Genomic DNA, 15826 nt, shown 5'->3' on the forward strand with positions numbered 1-15826 from the left:
GCCGCCTGCCTCACGAATTCATGAAGACCTTGGTATTGCTTCTGGCGCTCTGGAGCGCGACCACGTGCGCCATCGCGCAAGAATCGACCGAAGCGAAGGCGCAGGAACTGGCTCGATTGCGAGCGCAGATCCAGGAAAGGCTCCAGGAACCACTCGACAAGGCGCCCGGGCCGCGGCGACGAGGCAAGTACGTCGTGTATGGCGGCACGGCCGCCGACACGTCCTACGCGGCATGGCTGCGGGGCACGTATTGCCGCATCGTCGCCGTGCACGCGAGCCTGAACGCGCCGGGGTCGCTGCCGAAGGGCCCCGGGCGCGGACGGCTGATGCTGACTGTGGAGCGTTCCGGGGACCTGCAGGCGGCGAGCATGCCGGTGTCGTTGGGCGACGCGCGGCTGGATGACTCGGTCATTGCAGCGGCGTCGCGGGCAGCGCCCTTTCCACCGCCGCCGCCGGAATCCGACGGCAAGGTCGATCTGCTCTGGACCGATGCAGTGATCGTCTACGGCAATGACGGGCTGGGGGCTCCCGACGAATGTGCTGCGGAAGTCCAGCCCGGTGCGCTTCGCTTCGCGGACCGGGATTCCAGGAGTGCAGGCGCCTGCTATGCCAAGGGGTTGCCGGCCGCGCGCACCGACGAAGACCTGCGCAGCCTGGTCTCCCGCTGCGGCGACGAACGCGGCTACTTCGCGGCGCTGCGCCAACTCAACGCATTGCCGCTCCCCAAGGCTGCCACCCTCCGGCTTCGGCCTGCCGGCCAGGAGCAGAACACGGTGCGCGTCAGCCTCGAGGCCGACGTGTTCTTCAACCTGCACCAGACCCGCACCCTGCCGATCGGTTTCGAGAAACTGGACCAGCTGATCGCACGCCTTGGCAAGGAGACGCGCGTCGAAGCGATCCGGATCGCCGGCGGCAGCGACAGCTACGAAGCCGCGTTGGGCGACGGCGAACACCTGGCTCGCGCCCGGGCCGAAATGGTCCGCGCCTACCTCGCATCCGCGGGCCTGGACTCCGCGACACCCGTGGCGGTCACCCGGCGCGAGGGCTACGGCCCGTTCACGGCCGAGGGCCGTGCCCGCGACCGCTCGGCGCGCATCACGGTGCAAGCCATCGGCGAGCGGCCCTGAGGACACGTTTTGCACGTGTTCTAGCAACCATTGTGCCTATCAGGCTATAATCGAGGGTTCGCTGACACGACGAAGCACTTTTCGTCATACCGCCGGTTGGCCCGCATCCCGGGCCTCTGACTTCCCTGAAGCCGGCCCTCACAGTGCGTTGGAGCGCCAGACCGGGCGCCCATGATTGCCACCACTGCCTTCTGTCTTGTAAAGCGAATTTCGCGCCTTGTCGGCCGACCTTTCGTCGGCAACGCCGCGCGCCGTTTTCAAACATTTTTCAGGGTGCGTCACGCAAAGCGTGGCCATCGGGCATTGCAATTCATGGATCTCATTCACACCACTGTCGCAGTGGGCAAGTACCTTATCTCGCCGCTGATCCGGCACACGGCTGACGGCGATTACGCCGCGTCCGTCTCCATCAGCTCCGGCCGTGGCCGGGGCATGCACGACCGCGTGATGCGGTTCACACCACGCTTCGACAGCCATGCACAGGCGCAGCGCTACGCAACCGAACAAGGCCTGGGCTGGGTACGCGAACGCACGGCCTCGCGCGTTGTAGTGGCGTGACACCGGTCTAAGCCTTTTTCAGCACAATTCACGATAATCACGCAGAGGTAAATCATTCATGGCCAAGGAAGAACTGATTGAAATGAACGGTGCAGTCACGGAAGTGCTGCCCGATTCACGCTATCGCGTCACGCTCGACAACGGGCACCAGCTCATCGCCTACAGCGGCGGCAAGATGCGCAAGCACCACATCCGCATCCTGGCGGGTGACAAGGTGTCGCTGGAGCTGTCGCCCTACGATCTGACCAAGGGCCGCATCACGTTCCGCCACCTGAACGGTCGCGGCCCGATGCCGCCGTCGAACACGACTCCCCGTCGCTGAAGCGTGCCGCCAGCCCCCGTGCTGGCGCGCGTCGAACCGGCCTCCGGGCTCCCGTTGCTATCCGCGGATAGCTCCTGCACAAGCAGCACGGGCGCCGGGGGCTTTTTATTTTCCTGAGGCAGCCCTCCCGCACGCGCCGTGACCCGCAGCGCCGCGACCCGGCGAGGCCCTCGACAAGTCCCGCGCGATGCGCACCGTGAAGACTTGCCCAGCGCCGCCCACAGGGCTCCGATTCCTGCAGCGCACTGTTCGCCGCCATGACGCCGCTGCCGGGTCGGGGCGCATTGACCCGCTACGCCGCCTCGACCCCACACTTCGCTCCATCATGACGACAGACACCCACGACTTCAGCACGTTGCCGCTTTCCCCGCAGGCACTGGCCAACCTCACGCAGCTCGGCTACACGCGCATGACGCCGATCCAGGCCGCCGCGTTGCCGCTGGCATTGCTCGGCAAGGACCTGATCGCGCAAGCCAAGACCGGCAGCGGCAAGACCGCCGCGTTTGCGCTGGCGCTGCTGGCCAACCTGAATGCGCGCCGTTTCGCGGTGCAGGCGATGGTGCTGTGCCCGACGCGCGAATTGGCCGACCAGGTGACGACCGAGATCCGCCGCCTGGCGCGGGCCGAGGAAAACATCAAGGTCGTCACGCTGTGCGGCGGCGTCGCGCTGCGCGGGCAGACCGCCAGCCTGGAGCACGGCGCGCACGTCGTGGTGGGCACGCCGGGCCGCATCATGGACCACCTGGAGCGCGGCAATCTCGACCTGGAAGCACTCAACACGCTGGTGCTCGACGAAGCCGATCGCATGCTCGACATGGGCTTCTTCGACGACATCGCCAAGGTGGCGCGCCAGTGTCCCGCCAATCGCCAGACGCTGCTGTTCTCGGCCACCTACCCGGAAGGCATCGCGAAGCTCAGCCAGCAGTTCATGAAGGCCCCGCAGCAGGTGACGGTGCAGGCCCAGCACGAGGCCGGCAAGATCCGCCAGCTCTGGTGGCAGGTCAAGGAGAGCGAGCGGTTGCATGCGGTGAGCCTGCTGCTGAACCACTACCGGCCCGAGAGCACGCTGGCCTTCTGCAACACCAAGCAGCAGTGCCGCGAGCTGGTCGAGGTGCTGCAGGCGCAGGGCTTCAGCGCGATGGCGCTGTTCGGCGAGCTGGAGCAGCGCGAGCGCGACCAGGTGCTGGTGCAGTTCGCCAATCGCAGCTGCTCGGTGCTGGTGGCGACCGACGTGGCCTCGCGCGGGCTCGACATCGCCCAGCTCGAAGCGGTGATCAACGTCGACGTGACGCCCGACCCCGAACTGCACATCCACCGCATCGGCCGCACCGGCCGGGGCGATGCCGACGGGCTGGCGCTGAATCTCGCCAGCATGGACGAGATGGGCTACGTCGGGAAGATCGAGCAGTTGCAGGGCCGCGAGTCGGACTGGCAGGCGCTGTCGAACCTCACGCCCGCGGGCGGCGGCCCGCTGCAGCCGCCAATGGCCACGCTGCAGATCGTCGGCGGACGCAAGGAGAAGATCCGCGCCGGCGACGTGCTGGGTGCGCTCACCGGCGAGGCCGGCTTCACGCGCGAGCAGGTCGGCAAGATCAACGTGAACGAGTTCTCGACCTATGTGGCGGTGGATCGGCGCATCGCGGAGCAGGCGCTGCGCAAGCTGTCGATCGGACGGGTCAAGGGCAAGAGCGTGAAGGTGCGGCTGCTCTGATGCAGGGCGCTGGACGGGTTCAGAGTGTTCCGGCGATGGTGGTCGGGCCGAAATCCATGGCGGCATGCTCCGAGATCCGGCCCTGGCGACCGGACGTGACGCCGGCGCGCTGTTCGAGCGCGGCAATGCCGGCCATCACGGCCAGTCCGTAACTCGGCATGGGGCGCTCCGCCCGATCCAGCTGGGCGTCCCGCGCAGCGCGGACCTGCTGTTCTTCCAGGACCCAGTAAAACTGACCGGGAGACGGTTCTTCCACGATCAAAGCAATGCCATTCGCGACCAAAGTAATTCTTTCAAAATGCAAACTGTAGGCGCCATTTGTAAGCGAACGTCGCCTTTCAGCCCGTGCACAAAGTCACGACTGCACCAAGCCTGCACGGCAGCCACGAATGTTCGTGCGATTTCACCGGAATGACGCGGCGCGCTTGCGACGCGGCGCACCGGCCGGGAACTTTCCCTTTGCAACCTTTGTTGAATTTCCTCTGAAGCAGGCCTCATGTCGGACGACAACCAGATCGAAGTCCCCCCGTCCTTCCTGGCGGTCTATGCCGACGCGCGCCAGCGGCTGAGCGAACCGATCGGCATCGTGCGTGCGCGCTACGAGTTGTGCGAGGACCTCGCCACGCTCCTCGTCGAGCAGGCGCAGAGGCTGCACCACATGGCCGTGCCGTCCGAGGACGAGATCCTGCATCGCTGCCGCGACGGGCTGCTCACGGCCGAATCGGGGGTGTCCGCGGTGGAGGCGACGTGGATCGTGCGGCGGCTGGCGGAGTTGCTGAACTGGCGTTGTCCGACGTTCGAGGACGCGTAGAAGACGAGCCGGCGCGGCGCGGCCGTCAACCCGTATCGCGGCGCAGGTCCAGCAGCAGTTCGAGCCGTTGCGCGGCCCCCCAGGTCTCGCGCTGGAAGAGCTTGTGATACCGGTCGAGTTCGGCCGCGGATTGCGCGGCGACCCGGTGCGCCTCCTCGTGCGAGGCGGCGCGCATGTAGTAGACAAGATATTCGCCCTCGGTCGTGACGTCGAGGAACACCGACTCGATCGACACCCCCTCGGCGACCAGACGCTGCAAGGCATCGGCACGGTGCGCCGACATGTGCGCTGCCCATTCGCGCACGCGGGGCAGCACGCCGTTCTTCAGGCGGATCCGTGCACAGACTGGGACGTGGGTCGAATTCATGGAGTGCATCGCTGCTTGGGCCCGTCTATGGGCCTGTGGCTCCCTGCGCATCCCGAAAGTGTCGGAAGGTGTGGATGAATCCGGCGTGGCCGAGCGGGCATGGCGGGTTCGTCTACACCTTCTCAGTGCAGTGTTCCACGTCAAGCCGGTGTCTGCAACGACTCCCAGGCGATCATCTGGTCGACCTGCTTGCGCAGCCACGAGGATGGCATCGTCTGCGTACCCCATTCAGCCATGCGGCTCGCGTATTCGCCCATGAACCAGGTATGGCGCACGGGGACGAAGCGTGCGATGGCGTCGAACTCCTGCGCATCGATTTCGCGAACGCTCTGGTAGCCGTGCAGGAAGCGGCGCCATCGCTCCAGCGCGGCAGCGTCCGGGCCCGCCGGGCCGGCGCGCAGCAGCAGGCTCCAGAGCCATGTGGCCAGGTCGTAGGCCAGGCAGCCCGGCCCTGCGTCGTCGAAGTCGAAGAAAGAGGCGACGCGCCCGCCCGCGGGGTCGTCGGCGAGGTGCATGTTGCCGGCGTGCGCGTCGCCGTGGCAGGCACCCTCGGGGAGCCGCGCGAGGCCGTCGATGCGCGCGCGCAAGCGCTCGCCGATGGCGGTGAAATCCGCGCGCAGGCCGGCGTCCAGCGTCGGCGCCGCGAGCAGCCAGCGCAGGGGTTGGTCCAGCAGGTGCGGCAAGGCGAGTGCGTAGAGGCTGGGCGGGCCGCTGTAGTGCTGGCTGGCGACGTGGATGCGGGCGAGGTCGCGGCCGGTCGCCTCGATGTCGGCCAATACATCGCCGGGCGGTTCGCCGGGCAGGAAGTCGAACAGCATCAAGGTTCGCATGCCTTCCGGCGCCGCGAGTTCCCCGGCGCTGGCGCCTGCGCACGTGCGCAGGCTGGCCGCCACGGACGCGCCCGCGCGCTGAAGGTGCGACAGCAGCCCGGCCTCGTAGTCGACGTTGGCCGGGCCACGGGCGCGCCTTGCGCTCAGCCGCGCCACCCGTTGGCCGCCAGCCTTGAACTGCACAGCGTAGACGTCGTTGAATCCGCGCCGCAGCAGGCGGCAGCCTTCAACCGGGCCGAGCGCTGGCCAGTGCTGCGCCACGGCCTGCGCGATGGCCGTGCCAGTGGGCGTGGAGTAGACCGTGCTCGCGGGCGGTTGCGGCTGCGGCTCGACGATGGTCGACGGGTCCATGACGTTCGGGGTGATGCGTGACGGCCGCGATTGTGCCGGGGGCGCCGTCCGCGAGCTGGGCAGCGCTATTCCTTCACCGACCCCGTCATCCCCGACACGTAGTACTCGACGAAGAACGAGTAGATGAACGCCACCGGCAGCGAGCCCAGCAAGGCACCGGCCATCAGCGGCCCCCACTGGTAGACGTCGCCCTGCACCAGCTCCGTGACGACGCCGACCGGAAGCGTCTTCACCTCGGAGGAGGAGATGAAGGTCAGCGCATAGATGAACTCGTTCCACGACAGCGTGAACGCGAAGATGCCGGCGGAGATGAGCCCCGGCACCGCCAGCGGCAGCACGATCTTCACGAGGATCTGCCAGCGGTTGGCGCCGTCGATCAGCGCGCACTCCTCCAGCTCCGCCGGGATGGAGCGGAAGTAGCCCATCAGCAGCCATGTGCAGAACGGGATCAGGAAGGTCGGATAGGTGAGGATCAGCGCCCAGCGCGTGTCGAACAGGCCGAGGCTGAACACCACGTTGGCCAGCGGAATGAACAGGATCGACGGCGGCACCAGGTAGGCCAGGAAGATCGACAGGCCGACATGCTTCGCACCCTTGAAGCGCAGCCGCTCGATGGCATAGGCGGCGAACACCGAAGCCGCCAGCGAGGCGAAGGTCGAGACCACCGACACCAGCACCGTGTTCCACAGCCATTGGGGATACGAGGTCTCGAACAGCAGCTTGTGGAAGTGCGCCAACGTCGGGTGGATGACCCAGAACGGATTGCCCTCGCGCGAGAGCAGTTCGGCCTCCGGCTTCACCGAGGTGATGGCCATCCAGTAGAACGGGAACAGCAGCACGACCAGGAATACGAGCAGCGGCACGTACACCGTCACCACCTTGCGCGGCAGCGAGTCGAGGAAGCTCATGCCGACCGTGTCGACCTGGCCTGGATTGCTGCTCATTTGTCGGACCCTCCCTGTTGCCACGCGCGGCGCTGCAGGCCGAAGAAACTGAACATCACGCAGGCCAGCAGGAAAGGCACCATCGCGATGGCGATGGCCGCGCCTTCGCCGAGCGCACCGCCCGAGATCGCGCGCTGGAACGAGAGCGTCGCCATCAGGTGCGTGGCGTTCAGCGGGCCGCCGCGCGTGATGACGTAGATGAGCTGGAAGTCGGTGAAGGTGAACAGCACCGAGAAGGTCATGACCACCGCGATGATCGGCGTCAGCAGCGGCATCGTCACGTGGCGGAACTGCTGCCACGGCGTGGCGCCGTCGATCGCCGAGGCTTCGTAATAGGAGGGCGAGATGGTCTGCAGGCCGGCCAGCAGCGTGATCGCCACGAAGGGCACGCCGCGCCAGACGTTGGCGATGATCACCGCGATGCGCGCGTTCCACGGCGAGCCGAGGAAGTCGATGTAGGTGTCGATCAGCCCCATCTTCACCAGCGCCCAGCTGATGATCGAGAACTGCGAGTCGTAGATCCACCAGAAGGCGATGGCCGACAGCGCCGTCGGCACGATGTAGGGCAGCAGGATGACGGCGCGGAAGAAGGTCTTGAAGCGGATGTTCTTGTTGAGCAGCAATGCGAGCCACAGGCCCAGGAAGAACTTGAAGACGCTCGCCACCGCCGTGTAGAAGATCGTGTTGAACAGGGCCAGCCGCGTGACCGCGTCGCCCCACAGGAACTCGTAGTTCTCCAGCCCGATCCACTCGCCCGGGCGGCCGACCTTGGCGTCCGTGAAGCCGAGGTAGGTGCCCAGGCCGAGGGGATAGGTCAGGAACAGCAGCAGCAACACCGCCGCCGGCAACATGAACATGAGGCCGAGGGCGTTGCGACTGTTCTGGATTCGCTGAATCAGTGTCATGAAGCCTCGTTAAATGCCAGTGAGATCACCAACTCTTTTCCAGAAACTCCGCGAATCTGACAGGCGAGCGGCGCGGGCTCGGAAGTGCCGCGCAGAAGGCGTGAAGCTTTCGTAGCGAGGGCATCGAGGTCGGGTTGAGGAGCGGAGCCGTACTCCCGTACGGCGAGCACCGCAGACCCGAGATCGGTGGCCGCAGTAGAAAGATTCACACCTTCTTAGACCTTGTAGTAACGCTCGGCGCGCTTCTGCGCACGCTCGGCGGCTTCCTTCGGCGTCTTCGAACCGCTCGCTGCTTCCGCCACCATGTTCGGAATGATGAAGTCCGCCGCGACGCCGGCCGAGGCATAGCCCAGCTTGCCGTCGTAACCGGCCGGGCGCAGGTTCTTGACCGAGTCGCGGTAGGGCGTGTTCTTCGGGTCGGAGGTCCAGATCGAATTGGCCTCGTAGGCGCGCAGCGGTTGCGCGACGTAGCCGCCGGCGCCGATCAGCCAGGCGTCGAACTGCTCCTTCTCCATCATGAAGCGCAGGAACTCCTTGGAGGCCTGCGGGTACTTGGTGTACTTCATGATCATCTGGTTGAAGAACAGGTGCGACTCGGTCGGCACGCCCACCGGCCCGACCGGGAAGACGGCATGGTTGATGTCGGCCGCCATTTCCTTGACCTTCGGGTCCGGCGAGTTCTTGGCCGCGTAGTAGACCGAGATGCCGTTGTTGGTGACGCTGATCTGCCCGTCGAGGAAGGCCTTGTTGTTGTTCGGGTCCAGCCAGGACAGCGTGCCGGGGATGAAGTTGGCGTAGAGCTCCTTGGCGTACTCCAGCGCCTTCAGGGTCTCGGGGCTGTCGAGGACGACCTTGTTGCTCTTGTCCACCAGCTTGCCGCCGAAGGCCCAGGTGAGCCAGTTGCACCAGGTACTGTCGCCGGTGGCGTTGCCGAGCGCCATGCCGCCCGGCGTGCCCTTTTCCTTCAGGGCCTTGTACATCTTCAGGAAGTCGTCGGTGTTCTTGGGGAAGGCGTCGTAGCCGGCGGCCTTGAGCATGCTCTCGCGATACACCATGAGCGAGCCCGAGGCGCCCAACGGCAGGCCCAGCCACTTCTTGCCGTCGGGGCGCATGAAGGCCTCCGCGGCGGGATACCAGCCGCCGTATTTCTTGCCGAGGTATTCGGCCAGATCGGTGCAGTCGAGCAGCTTGTCGGGGTAGAGGTTGGCGTCGTCGTTGGTCGACAGGATGATGTCCGGGCCGGCGCCGGTGTTGGCGGCCACCGCTGCCTTGGGGCGCACGTCTTCCCAGCCTTCGTTGTCGACGCGCACCTCGATGCCGGTGGCGTCCTGGAACTTCTTGACGTTGGCCATGTAGGTGTCGATGTCGCCCTGCACGAAGCGGCTCCACCGCAGCACGCGCAACTTGGCGCCCTTCTCGGGCTTGAAGGTCATGTTCTGCGCCTGCGCCAGCGACGAGAACAGCACGGAGCCGGTGCCGACAGTGGCTGCGGCAGCGAAGCCGGCCGAGCCTTTGAGGATCTTGCGGCGGTTGTTGAAGTCACTCATGGATGTCATGTCGTCTCCTGGGGGTTTGACGTGCCGGTGGAAGTGGAACTGTCGTGGTGATCAAGCCACGAGCCTGTGCCCGTTGCTCGCGTCGAAAAGGTGTGCGCGCTGCAGGTCCGGCTGCAGCAGGATGGTGCTGCCGGGTGCGAAGTCGTATCGCTCGCGGAACACGGCGGAGAGGTCGGCGCCTTCATGCCGGCAGGCGACGAATGTGTCCATGCCGGTCGGCTCCATCACCACCACCTGCGATGGAATGCCGCCCGAATCCGCCAGCGACAGGTGTTCCGGCCGCGTGCCGTAGACGACCGGCTGGCCGTCGATGCCACCCGCGCGAACCGGTGCGTCGAGCCGCGTGCCGTCGTTCAGTTCCACATACGCGCCGCTGCCATTGCGATGCAAGGTGCCCGGCAGGAAGTTCATCGCCGGCGAGCCGATGAAGCCCGCCACGAACTGGTTGGCCGGGTTGTCGTAGAGGTCGAGCGGACTGCCGGTCTGCTCGATGCGGCCGTCGCGCATGACGACGATCTTGTCGCCCATGGTCATGGCCTCGATCTGGTCGTGCGTGACGTAGATCGAGGTGGTCTTCAGGCGCTGGTGCAGTTCCTTGATCTCGCTGCGCATGGCCACGCGCAGCTTGGCGTCGAGGTTGGACAGGGGCTCGTCGAACAGGAACACCTGCGGGTCGCGCACGATGGCCCGGCCCATGGCGACGCGCTGGCGCTGGCCGCCCGACAACTGGCGCGGATAGCGATCGAGCAAGGGCGTGAGCGCGAGGATCTCGGCGGCGCGCTTCACCTTGGATTCGATGGTCGGCTTGTCGGTCTTGGCCAGCGCGAGCGCGAAGGCCATGTTGTCGCGCACCGTCATGTGCGGATAGAGCGCGTAGTTCTGGAACACCATTGCGATGTCGCGTTCCTTGGGCGGCAGATCGTTGACGCGCTTGTCGCCGATACGGATCTCGCCGCCGTTGATCTGCTCCAGCCCCGCGATCATGCGCAGCAGCGTGGACTTGCCGCAGCCCGACGGGCCCACGAGCACGGTGAAGGAGCCGTCCTGGATATCGATGTCCACGCCATGGAGGATGGGCACCTCTCCGAAGTTCTTCTTCACCGACTGGATCGTGACACTGGCCATGCACTGGGTCCTGAAAGTTCGCAAGTCAATCGTCGGCAACCGATAACGGGTTGGCAGCCGCGCAGTATTCGCGGTGCGACTTGGCAGCGCTATCAGGGCAAACCGTTACGCACTAACCCCCGGAAATTTGTATGATGACCACATAACTACGTCCATTTCCTCCGCGCCCATGCGGACCTCTGCTCTTTCCGCCCCTCCCCCGCTCACCGTCGATCGCCTGTCAGACCGGCTGGCCGCGCGCCTGAGCGCGCAGATCGATACGGGTGTGCTGCGCCCCGGCGACCGGCTGCCGACCGAGCAGCAACTCGCGCTGGCGCACGGCGTGTCGCGCACGGTGGTGCGCGAGGCAGTGCACCAGCTCAAGTCCCGCGCCCTGGTGCAATCGCGCCAGGGCTCGGGCGTGTTCGTGGCGCCGAGCCCCGTCAACCAGCCCCTGATGTTCGACCCGACCGTGCTCGACTCGGTGCAGTCGGTGGTGCATGTGGTGGAAGTGCGGCGCGTGCTGGAGGGCGAGATTGCCGCGCTGGCGGCCGAGCGCGCCACGCGCAGCCAGATCGCCGCCCTGCGCCGTGCGCTCAAGGGCATCGACGACGCCGTGGCCGCGGGGCAGGATGGCGTGGCGGAAGACCTTGAATTCCATCGGGTCATTGGCGAATCGACCGGCAACCCGCAGTTCCGGCTGCTGCTCGGCTTCCTGGAGCAATACCTGCGCGAGGGCATGCGCATCACGCGCGGCAACGAGGCGCGGCGGTCCGACTTCATGGTGGCCGTGCAGGCCGAGCACCGGGCCATCTACGAGGCCATTGCGGCGCGCGACCCGGTGGCCGCACGCCACCACGCAAACGAACACCTGATCCGCGGCGAGCAACGGCTCGTCGAGGGCGGAATCATCCACGGCAGGCGCCGGCAGGCCGCCGCCAAGGCAACCCATCAACACAAGGAAATCCCATGAAACTGATGATCACCGGAGGCGGTGGCTTCGTCGGCGCACGGCTTGCGCGCACGCTGCTGCAACGCGGCACGCTGGCCGGCCAACCCGTCGACCGCATCGTGCTGACGGACATCGCCCCGCCACCGGCCGACCTGCTGGCCGATGCCCGGGTCGAGGCCCGCACCGGTCCGTTGCTCACGCAAACCGACGCGCTGCGCACGGAGTCCTTCGATGGGATCTTCCACCTGGCGTCGGCCGTGTCGGGCGAGTGCGAACTGGACTTCGACCTCGGCATGCGGTCCAACCTCGACAGCACGCGCGCCCTGCTCGACGCGATCCGCGCCAACGTCACCGCGGGCGGCAAGGTGCCGCGCTTCCTGTTCTCCAGCTCGGTGGCGGTGTTCGGGCCGGACGCGGCCGTGCCGATGCCCAAGCTCGTGGCCGACGACACGCTGCCGGCGCCGCAGACCTCCTATGGCGTGCAGAAGCTGATCTGCGAACACCTGATTGCCGACTACACGCGCAAGGGTTATGTCGACGGCCGCGCCGCGCGACTCATGACCGTGACGGTGCGTCCGGGCCGGCCAAATGGCGCGGCCTCCTCCTTCTTCAGCGGCATCATCCGCGAGCCGCTGGCCGGTGTGGAAGCTATCTGCCCGGTGTCGGCCGACGTGTCGCATCCGATGTCCTCGCCGGGCCGCACCATCGATGGATTGATTGCCGTCTACGAAGCCAGCCGCGAGGCCTTCGAGGGCCGGCTCGCGCTCAACCTGCCGTCGATCAACGTGCGCGTGGGCGACATGCTCGACGCACTCGAGGAAGTGGCGGGCGCCAAGGTGCGCGGGCTGGTGCGCTTCGAACGCGACGAGCGCATCGCCGGCATCGTGGCCAACTGGCCCACGGGCGCGACCGCCGCGCGCGCGGGCAAGCTGGGCCTGCATCCGCACGACAACTTCGCCGACATCATCCGGCAGTACGTGGCCGACTGCGCGGCACTACCCAACGCGAACGAAACCCTGAAGGGAATGAACTGATGAAAACCGACAAGTCCGACAAGAAGGCCAAGGCCACCGCCAAGGGCGCCTCCAAGACCTCGAAGGCCAAGGCCGTCAAGGGCAAGCCCACCGGCCTGCGCTCGCAAGCCTGGTTCGACAACCCCAACAACGCGGACATGACCGCGCTCTACCTCGAGCGCACGATGAACTTCGGCCTGAGCTTCGACGAGTTGCAGTCGGGCCGGCCGATCATCGGCATCGCGCAGACCGGCTCCGATATCGCGCCGTGCAACCGCCATCACATCGTGCTGGCCGAGCGCGTGCGCGAGGGCATCCGCGACGCGGGTGGCATCGCCTTCGAATTCCCGATCCATCCCATTCAAGAGACTTGCAAGCGCCCGACCGCCTCGCTCGACCGCAACCTGCAATACCTCTCGCTGGTCGAGATCCTGTACGGCTATCCGATTGACGGCGTGGTGCTGACCACCGGCTGCGACAAGACCACGCCGGCGCAGATCATGGCCGCGGCCACGGTCGACATCCCGGCGATCGCACTGAACGCCGGGCCGATGCTCAACGGCTGGTTCAATGGTGAGCGCACCGGCTCGGGCACCATCGTCTGGCGTGCGCGCGAGATGATGGCCGCAGGGGAGATCGGCTACGAAGGCTTCCTGAAACTGGTGGCTTCGTCCGCGCCGTCGACCGGCCACTGCAACACCATGGGCACGGCCTCGACGATGAATTCGCTGGCCGAGGCACTGGGGCTGACATTGCCGGGCAGCGCCGCCATTCCCGCGCCGTACCGCGACCGGCAGGAGATGGCGTACATGACCGGCAAGCGCATCGTCGAGATGGTGCGCGAGGACCTCAAGCCGTCCGACATCCTCACGCGCGAAGCCTTCGAGAACGCGATCATCGTGAACTCGGCGATCGGCGGCTCGACCAACGCACCGATCCACCTGAACGCGATCGCGCGGCACATCGGCGTGGAGCTGAGCACGGACGACTGGGAAAAGCACGGCTACAAGGTGCCGTTGCTGGTGAACCTGCAGCCCGCAGGCGAGTACCTCGGCGAAGACTTCTATCGTGCCGGCGGCGTGCCCGCCGTGGTGGCCGAACTCGTTGCCAAGGACAAGATCAAGCCCGCGATGACGGCCAACGGCAAGACGCTCAAGGACAACTGCGAAGGCCAATTCACCAGCGACCGCAAGGTGATCTTTGCCTACAACAAGCCGATGAAGAAGGATGCCGGCTTCCTCAACCTCAAGGGCAACCTGTTCGACTCCGCGATCATGAAGACCAGCGTGATCACCGACGAATTCAGGAAGCGCTACCTCGAGGACGAGAAGGACCCGATGGCTTTCGAGGGCACCGCCGTCGTGTTCGACGGCCCGGAGGACTACCACCACCGCATCGACGACCCGAAGATGAAGATCGACGCGCACAGCGTGCTGTTCATGCGCGGCGTGGGGCCGGTCGGCTATCCGGGCGCGGCGGAAGTGGTCAACATGCGCGCGCCGGACTACCTGCTGAAGAAGGGCATCACCGCATTGCCTTGCATCGGCGACGGTCGGCAGTCGGGCACCTCGGGTTCGCCGTCGATCCTCAATGCCTCACCCGAAGCGGCGACCGGCGGCAACCTGGCGCTGGTGCAGACCGGCGACCGCATCCGCATCGACCTGAAGAAGCGCACGGCCAACATGCTGGTGTCGGACGAGGAACTGAAGTTGCGCCGGGAGAAGCTCGACGCGGCCGGCGGCTACAAGTACCCGCCGAGCCAGACGCCGTGGCAGGAGATCCAGCGCAGCGTCGTGGCCGAGTTGTCGGAGGGCATGGTGCTGAAGCCGGCGGTGAAGTACCAGCGCATCCACGCCACGTTTGGCGTGCCTCGAGACAACCACTGATGAAGGCGTGAAGATTTCGTAGCGAGGGCGCCGAGGTCGGGTCTGCGGCGCGGAACCGCACTCTCGGCGGTGACAACGCAGTTGCGGCATAGGCTGACAACTGCGCAAAGCGCTTGTCACGCCGGAGCCAACACTGCGGACCCGAGATCGGCGGCCGCAGTAGAAATATTCACATCTTCTTCGGGCGCAGCAGCGCTTCGATCGGATCGCAGGTCGCCGCGATGCTGTGCCCCTGGTACCAGTCGAAGGCCGCCCGCGACATGCGCGCGACCTCGGCGGGGGACTGATCGGCAGGCGGGATGCCCTTGAGGTACTGCACGCCGGGCGCCAGGCCGTCGTAGGCACCGGTGTTGGGCGACAGCAGCACGGGCACCGCGCCGTGCGCGCAATAGGACCCGAAGATGCCGCTCTTGGCCACGTCGTGTGGCGAGTAGGCGACCACGCCGTAGGTTGCGGTGCGCATCAGCGCGGATATCGCCTCGACCGACAGCCGACCATGCTCGATGACGCCATGCGACTTCAACAAGGCTGCGATTTCCGGGTCTTTCACCGGCGATCCGATGTCATGGATTTCCAGCCCGCTCGCGGCGGCCCAGCGAAACAGCGCCTCGCCACCCGCGCGCCAGGTGTTGACGCGCACGGGCGCCGTGCCGAACACGATCAGTTTCTTCTCGCGCACCGCCGGCAACCCGGAAAGCTCGCCGACCGTGGAATAGATCGGCATCCACAGATGCGGCAGGTGACCGGCCTGCGTCTCCAGCCAGTCGTGGATGTAGTGGGTGTTCGAGATCCAGAACTCGGATTCCCTGGCCAGTTGGCTCGCGATGTAGCGCTGCGCGCGCCAGACCCAGAACACGGACGAAGTGATGCGGTTGCTGACGGCGTAGGCCTCGTGCATGAAGACGCCGAAGCGCTTCATGCGCGGCTTGTTGCGCTTGACCCAGTTCAACAGGTGGAAGGGGGCGCCGTAGCGCGAGTAGCCGTACCCGCTGACATGCAGCAGCACGGCGTCGCCGTCGACCTCGAGGTCCTTGCGGTACCCGAGCACGCGGGCATTGCCCATGCGCTCGGCCATCGCGTGGGCATAGTCCATCACCCCGCCGGCCTCGTCGGGGATGACCATCGAGATGCGGTCAGCGGTACTGTCGTGCGTGGGCATGCCGGTGAGTGAAAAGTGGGGGTTCTGAAGGTCGGGCACGTTTACCGGGGGTGTTCTGCGCATCCGGGGCACGGACATGCGGCTGGGGCACCGTCGGCCGTGGCTGCGTGCTCCCTTGGGAAGCGGGAAATGATAGCCGCAGCCCCCGTCTGCCGACCACCATGGCCCGCAGCCCGGACCCCGGTTCATGACAAAAGTTTGGCCTGCAACGGGCGCGTGGATCCGGCGGA

The 15826-nt window shown here is 66.3% G+C and carries 16 protein-coding genes; 8 read left to right on the forward strand and 8 right to left on the reverse strand.

Annotation, left to right across the window (positions count from 1 at the left end; genetic code table 11):
- Nucleotides 1-20 precede the first annotated feature (20 nt).
- The 4 genes from HCU76_RS13755 to dbpA all read left to right on the forward strand — a co-directional run bounded on the left by HCU76_RS13755 (nt 21) and on the right by dbpA (nt 3718).
- A complete protein-coding gene (locus tag HCU76_RS13755) occupies nt 21-1127 on the forward strand; it encodes a TonB C-terminal domain-containing protein (protein ID WP_218509634.1) in 1107 nt (368 codons plus the stop codon).
- A 312-nt stretch (nt 1128-1439) separates the two neighbouring features.
- The gene (locus HCU76_RS13760; RefSeq protein WP_218509706.1) at nt 1440-1685 is read left to right on the forward strand and encodes a hypothetical protein; all 246 of its coding nucleotides are present in this window, start codon (nt 1440-1442) and stop codon (nt 1683-1685) included.
- 58 nt (nt 1686-1743) lie between these two features.
- Nucleotides 1744-2007: a translation initiation factor IF-1 gene (gene infA, locus HCU76_RS13765; RefSeq protein WP_213957216.1), complete on the forward strand. Its 264-nt coding sequence runs from the start codon at nt 1744-1746 to the stop codon at nt 2005-2007.
- Between the two features lie 325 nt (nt 2008-2332).
- Complete coding sequence (gene dbpA, locus HCU76_RS13770; protein WP_218509635.1) at nt 2333-3718, forward strand: ATP-dependent RNA helicase DbpA; 1386 nt, start codon at nt 2333-2335, stop codon at nt 3716-3718.
- Nucleotides 3719-3737: 19 nt separating this feature from the next.
- On the opposite strand, the gene HCU76_RS13775 is transcribed toward dbpA, so the two are convergent.
- Nucleotides 3738-3878, reverse strand: a complete 141-nt coding sequence (locus HCU76_RS13775; RefSeq protein WP_213957218.1) for a hypothetical protein — start codon at nt 3876-3878, stop codon at nt 3738-3740.
- Nucleotides 3879-4214: 336 nt separating this feature from the next.
- Between HCU76_RS13775 and HCU76_RS13780 the strand changes: the two genes are divergently transcribed.
- Complete coding sequence (locus tag HCU76_RS13780) at nt 4215-4529, forward strand: hypothetical protein (RefSeq protein ID WP_218509636.1); 315 nt, start codon at nt 4215-4217, stop codon at nt 4527-4529.
- A 25-nt stretch (nt 4530-4554) separates the two neighbouring features.
- Here the strand turns inward: HCU76_RS13780 and HCU76_RS13785 are convergent, their stop codons facing one another.
- The 6 genes from HCU76_RS13785 to HCU76_RS13810 all read right to left on the reverse strand — a co-directional run bounded on the left by HCU76_RS13785 (nt 4555) and on the right by HCU76_RS13810 (nt 10607).
- The gene (locus HCU76_RS13785; RefSeq protein ID WP_218509637.1) at nt 4555-4896 is read right to left on the reverse strand and encodes a DUF6176 family protein; all 342 of its coding nucleotides are present in this window, start codon (nt 4894-4896) and stop codon (nt 4555-4557) included.
- Nucleotides 4897-5036: 140 nt separating this feature from the next.
- Nucleotides 5037-6077 (reverse strand): phosphotransferase enzyme family protein, encoded by a 1041-nt coding sequence (locus HCU76_RS13790; protein WP_218509638.1) that lies wholly within the window; start codon nt 6075-6077, stop codon nt 5037-5039.
- A gap of 65 nt (nt 6078-6142) precedes the next feature.
- On the reverse strand, nt 6143-7021 hold the full coding sequence (locus HCU76_RS13795; RefSeq protein WP_213957222.1) for a carbohydrate ABC transporter permease: 879 nt from the start codon (nt 7019-7021) through the stop codon (nt 6143-6145).
- Nucleotides 7018-7926 carry a carbohydrate ABC transporter permease gene (locus tag HCU76_RS13800; RefSeq protein WP_371319820.1) on the reverse strand — a complete coding sequence of 303 codons (909 nt, stop codon included), beginning with the start codon at nt 7924-7926 and terminating at the stop codon, nt 7018-7020. The genes HCU76_RS13795 and HCU76_RS13800 overlap by 4 nt, the downstream gene beginning before the upstream one ends.
- A gap of 215 nt (nt 7927-8141) precedes the next feature.
- Complete coding sequence (locus HCU76_RS13805) at nt 8142-9473, reverse strand: ABC transporter substrate-binding protein (RefSeq protein WP_218509708.1); 1332 nt, start codon at nt 9471-9473, stop codon at nt 8142-8144.
- Nucleotides 9474-9533: 60 nt separating this feature from the next.
- Entirely contained in the window at nt 9534-10607 is a 1074-nt protein-coding gene (locus HCU76_RS13810) for an ABC transporter ATP-binding protein (protein ID WP_213957223.1), read from the reverse strand.
- A 169-nt stretch (nt 10608-10776) separates the two neighbouring features.
- Here HCU76_RS13810 and HCU76_RS13815 point away from each other — a divergent pair, with 169 nt between their 5' ends.
- From HCU76_RS13815 to HCU76_RS13825, 3 genes are read left to right on the forward strand one after another with little or no spacing between them, the layout of a single operon-like run.
- Nucleotides 10777-11559 carry a FadR/GntR family transcriptional regulator gene (locus tag HCU76_RS13815; protein WP_213957224.1) on the forward strand — a complete coding sequence of 261 codons (783 nt, stop codon included), beginning with the start codon at nt 10777-10779 and terminating at the stop codon, nt 11557-11559.
- Nucleotides 11556-12572, forward strand: coding sequence for a D-erythronate dehydrogenase (gene denD, locus HCU76_RS13820; RefSeq protein ID WP_218509639.1), 1017 nt, complete (start codon nt 11556-11558; stop codon nt 12570-12572). Before HCU76_RS13815 ends, denD begins: the two co-directional genes overlap by 4 nt.
- Nucleotides 12572-14437: an IlvD/Edd family dehydratase gene (locus HCU76_RS13825; RefSeq protein WP_218509640.1), complete on the forward strand. Its 1866-nt coding sequence runs from the start codon at nt 12572-12574 to the stop codon at nt 14435-14437. The genes denD and HCU76_RS13825 overlap by 1 nt, the downstream gene beginning before the upstream one ends.
- Before the next feature lie 169 nt (nt 14438-14606).
- Here HCU76_RS13825 and HCU76_RS13830 read toward each other — a convergent pair whose 3' ends face one another.
- Nucleotides 14607-15635 carry a hypothetical protein gene (locus HCU76_RS13830; RefSeq protein ID WP_218509641.1) on the reverse strand — a complete coding sequence of 343 codons (1029 nt, stop codon included), beginning with the start codon at nt 15633-15635 and terminating at the stop codon, nt 14607-14609.
- Nucleotides 15636-15826: the final 191 nt, after the last annotated feature.

It is taken from the genome of Variovorax sp. dw_308, from assembly GCF_019207085.1.
In the GTDB taxonomy this organism is placed as follows: domain Bacteria; phylum Pseudomonadota; class Gammaproteobacteria; order Burkholderiales; family Burkholderiaceae_C; genus Variovorax.